Annotated in this window: 4 protein-coding genes; all 4 read right to left on the reverse strand. The window is 32.8% G+C overall.

From position 1 onward, the window contains the following. A partial coding sequence (locus PHQ99_03635; protein MDD4288662.1) for an elongation factor G occupies window positions 1–1,616 on the reverse strand: 1,616 nt, incomplete at its 3' end. A gap of 136 nt (window positions 1,617–1,752) precedes the next feature. After that, the gene (locus tag PHQ99_03640; protein ID MDD4288663.1) at window positions 1,753–2,589 is read right to left on the reverse strand and encodes a sugar phosphate isomerase/epimerase; all 837 of its coding nucleotides are present in this window, start codon (window positions 2,587–2,589) and stop codon (window positions 1,753–1,755) included. Window positions 2,590–2,678: 89 nt separating this feature from the next. Next, window positions 2,679–3,650, reverse strand: coding sequence for a thioredoxin-disulfide reductase (gene trxB, locus PHQ99_03645; GenBank protein ID MDD4288664.1), 972 nt, complete (start codon window positions 3,648–3,650; stop codon window positions 2,679–2,681). Window positions 3,651–3,687: 37 nt separating this feature from the next. Beyond that, window positions 3,688–4,452, reverse strand: coding sequence for a molybdopterin-guanine dinucleotide biosynthesis protein B (mobB, locus tag PHQ99_03650; GenBank protein ID MDD4288665.1), 765 nt, complete (start codon window positions 4,450–4,452; stop codon window positions 3,688–3,690). Window positions 4,453–4,568 lie beyond the last annotated feature (116 nt).

A 4,568-nucleotide genomic window follows, 5' to 3' on the forward strand; every position in this document is an offset into this window, starting at 1 on the left:
CGATATTGCTTGGGAATTACTCCACCCACTATTTTGTCAACAAATTCAAAGCCGTTTCCTCTTTCCTGAGGCTCAAACTCAACAAAACAATGTCCATATTGCCCACGGCCTCCAGATTGCTTTTTGTATTTCCCTTCTGCCTGTACCTTGTTTCTTATTGTTTCTTTATAACCAACTTTGGGTGTACTTTTTTCTATTTCAACACCAAATTTTGTTTCCATTGTCTCAATCACCACATCCAGATGTGATTCACCCATCCCGGCAATTATTGTTTCTCCGGTATCTTCATCTCGATAAACTTGAATAGTGGGCTCCTCCTCAACAATACGGTTAATAGCAATACTGAGCTTATCTTCATCACCTTTGCTTTTTGGAGTAATAGCTAATTTCATAATAGGCTCAGGATATCCAACTTTCGTAAATTCTATTGGATGTTCTTTATCGCATAATGTATCTCCGGTATTGGTCTTTTTTAATTTGGCTATTGCTCCAATACCTCCGGGAGTTACTTTGTCAACAGCTGTTTGTTCTTTACCCTGCATTCGATAAATTTTAGCAACTTTATTTTCAATGTCATGGGTAGAGTTATAAACAGTAGAGTCAGAATTCAGCTCTCCGGAAAAAACTCTAAAATAAGTTAAATTCCCCACATAAGGGTCAGCTACAGTTTTAAAAACCAGTGCAGAAAATGGTGAATCCTGTAATGAACGTTTTATTTTTATTTCCTTTTGCTCTTTCAAATCTTTCACTTCTATCTCCGGTAAATCAACCGGGCTTGGAAAATAGTCTTTAATAAAATCAAGCAACAGTTCAATTCCAATATTCTTCGTCGCTGAGCCGCATAAAACCGGGAAAACTTTACGGTCTATTATTCCACCTCTAAGGCAGGTTAATATTTCTTCCTGGGTTAATTCTTCTCCTTCAAGGTATTTCATTAAAACTTCATCATTGTTTTCAGCAACTGCTTCAATCATTTTTTGACGTAAATCACTCGCTTTTTCCTTGATGTCATCAGGTATATCTTTTTCTTCCATCTGACTTTTACCTTCAGAATCTGTAGTAAAATAATATGCCTTCATTTTCAATAAGTCGACAACACCCTCAAAGGACTCTTCTGAACCTATTGGTAATTGCACTGGTACCGCATTTTGTCCAAAATAATCCTTAATCATCTGGCTTGTACGTTCAAAATCTGCTCTTTCCCTGTCTATCTTGTTGATAAAGAATACCTTTGGTAATGCAAACTCCTCTGTATAATCCCATACCTTTTCGGTTTGCACTTCAACACCTGATACACCGCAGACAACAATTAAAGCAGTGTCAACTACTCTTAAGCTTGTTTTTGTATCAATTATAAAATCTAAATATCCAGGGGTATCTATAATATTAAAAGTTGAATTTTTCCAATTAAGGTAGGCTAAAGAAGAGTTAATAGTTATCCCTCTTTTCGTTTCTTTGGGATCATAATCAGCAACAGTGTTTCCTTGTTCTATTTTGCCCAATCTAGTTATCATATTAGAGTCATAAAGCAATGCTTCAGTCAGGGAAGTCTTCCCAGAATCTCCATGACCAACAACTGCAAAAGTCCTTACCTTGTCCACATCAATTTTAGTCACCCTCGTTCCTCCTTGAAATTAAAAATTATCAAAACTATTCTACCAAAGAATAATAAATATAGCAAAATATAGTTTGCTGAATGTAGTTCAAATTTCAAATTATAAGTATCAGCAAATCAAACAGTTATTTAGATTTTTATAATCGGTACATTTCCTTTAATCTATTTATAACTTCTTTAATCTTATTTAGATAATCTTCTATATAAACCTGCTCGGTGGATTCTATAACTAATAAATGCTGGTATTTTATCTGTTTTAAATAAGAAAACAATTCATCCCAGGGAAAACTTCCCTCTTCCGGTAATACATGTAGATCTTTCTTACCATTATTATCATGTATATGCATATGTATTAATTTTTTTTCCCAATCTATTGGATGTTTATCCAATTCAAGGCTAACTTTTTTGTTAATACCTTGATTTATAAGATAATGCCCTGTGTCAAGACATACGCCTAAATATTCAGATTGAATCTTATCTAAAAGCTCACTGATTTCAGACCAGTTATCACCTAACCTTCCTGGGAGGGTATTTTCAAGAGCTATATTTATACCCCAATTACTTGAAAAATCCACAATTTCAGACAAACTGTCAATACATTTTGCCATTCTCTTTTTTCTATCTTCAATGCAATCACATTTCCCTCCCGGATGGACAACTACTAAATCTGCTTTTAATTTCACCGCTGTCATTATTGTCTTTTCAATCTCTCTGACTGACCTCATTCTGTCATATTCCTCCAAGCTTGATATGTCTACATCATCCATGGGCATATGTATTGCTTCTACTGAAATGTCAAATCTTTCAATTTCCTTCTTTATATCTTCAATAATCTCCATATCTTGACATTCAAAGTGTTTAGCATTAGGTCTGATTTCAATATTACCAAGTTTATATCTATTTAATAATGGCAGTAATTTCTTAATATTCTCCTGGTAATAAACCATTGTCGATATACCAAATTTAAAATACATTTTTCCTCACATTATATTTCGATTATTTATTATAATTTTACAGATTATTAATATTATTTTTTAAATTAAAATATTTTATTATTCTTTAGTTAATTTTTTAAATACTCCAGGTACTTCTCTACTGAAAAAGCAGCTATTGCACCCTCGCCACAAGCAGTAACGACCTGTCTCAACTTTTTAGCTCGAACATCCCCACATGCATAAATTCCATCAACTTTTGTTTTCATATCTTCATCAGTTGTTATATAACCTTTATCATTAACAAGTTTGCCATGAAAAGAACCAAGCGATGGGTAAGAAGGAGTATATCCAGTAAATATAAATACTCCCTGACAGGAAAAATCCCTTTCCTGATTTTTTTTGACATTTTTAAGTAAAACTTTTTCAACTTTATTGTTACCCTTTATTTCTAAAACAATTGAATCCCATATAATTTCAATTTTGTCATTTGCAAAGGCTCTTTCCTGAAGTATCTTAGTGGCTCGTAATTTATCCCTTCTATGGACTATATATACTTTTCGCGCAAATTTTGTTAAAAATAAAGACTCTTCTATTGCAGTATCTCCGCCACCCACAACAATTATATCTTTTTCACGGAAGAAGGCTCCGTCGCAAGTACCACAATAAGACACTCCTCTACCAGTATATTCTTTTTCTCCCGGAATACCTAATTTGCTTGCCTGTGCACCTGAAGCAATAATAATTGATTCGGCAGAATACTGCGTTAATTCAGTCTTAACCTGGAATAAGCTTTTTCCATGCTGATCTGTACTTAATATTTCTAAAACATCATTATTCTCTATTTTTAAGCCAAATCTTGAAGCTTGACTTACAAACTGCTGCATCAACTCAGGTCCGATGATCCCATCCGGGAAACCAGGATAATTTTCAATCATCTCGGTAAGATTAGCCTGCCCTCCAGGTAATCCTTTTTCCAATAATAAAGCACTAACCCTGGCACGACTAAGATAGATTCCTGCTGTCAGCCCTGCTGGCCCACCTCCAATTATAATTGTTTCATACCCATTATAGTGTTTATCTTTAATTTTTGATTCTTCCATTGTTTTTACCTCATTCTGTTAACAATATTTAAAAGTATCAGTTATTCTTTTTATTAAAGTTATCAGTTGGATTCCACTTTATTTCAATCAATCCATTTTTAAGAGAATCAATATCCTTTAAAGGAGAAAGCATTCCATGTAGTATGCTCTGATATAGTTTTGACATAAAAGGATTTAGATGAATTTTTCTTTTATTTACCTGAATCAAAAAATTTTCTTCAAAAGAATATTCACATTTTTCCCATGATTCTTTTCCTTGCATAATAGCACGGGCTAACCCATAACAATCCTTGTATCCACAGTCACCACAATTCATATCGGGTAGAAGAAAACCGTTTTCTTCAATTTGCTTTGACATGTAATCAATATCACTTTCATCTGTAATAAGATAATTAGCAATCTTATTCTTTTTTAATGAATTATCCATACCAGCAGTGAACAGAGTAAGGTCATCTTCAAGCTCTTTTTTGTCATTTTCATTTCTTACACAAAGAATCTTTGGAAAATACTTTAAACTTTTAAATCCCTCTATCAACAAAATATCTTCTGAAAGATGGGAAATAATATCCTTTAGTTTATACTGTCCTTTAAATATTATTTCTGAGTTATCAGGTGTAATAAGGGCAACTGTTGAAGCTTTTTCCATAAATAATCCAGTATCAGTATTTCCATACTCAATATTATTGCTGGAATGTTTTATAATTGCCACAGAATGTCCTTTTTTAATAAGTGATTCAGCAAGTGCCATTGTCAAAGTTGTTTTACCGCTTTTTTTGTATCCGATAATCCCAATTGCTTTCATATTTTCCTCCAATCAAATTGTTTTAACTATACCAAAAAGTATTTTAATAAGCAAACAGTACTTCATTTTACCATTACAATATATTTTAATACTTAATATTATTTAATTTTATAATA

This window comes from Atribacterota bacterium (assembly GCA_028703475.1).
In the GTDB taxonomy this organism is placed as follows: Bacteria; Atribacterota; Phoenicimicrobiia; order Phoenicimicrobiales; family Stramentimicrobiaceae; genus JAQVMU01.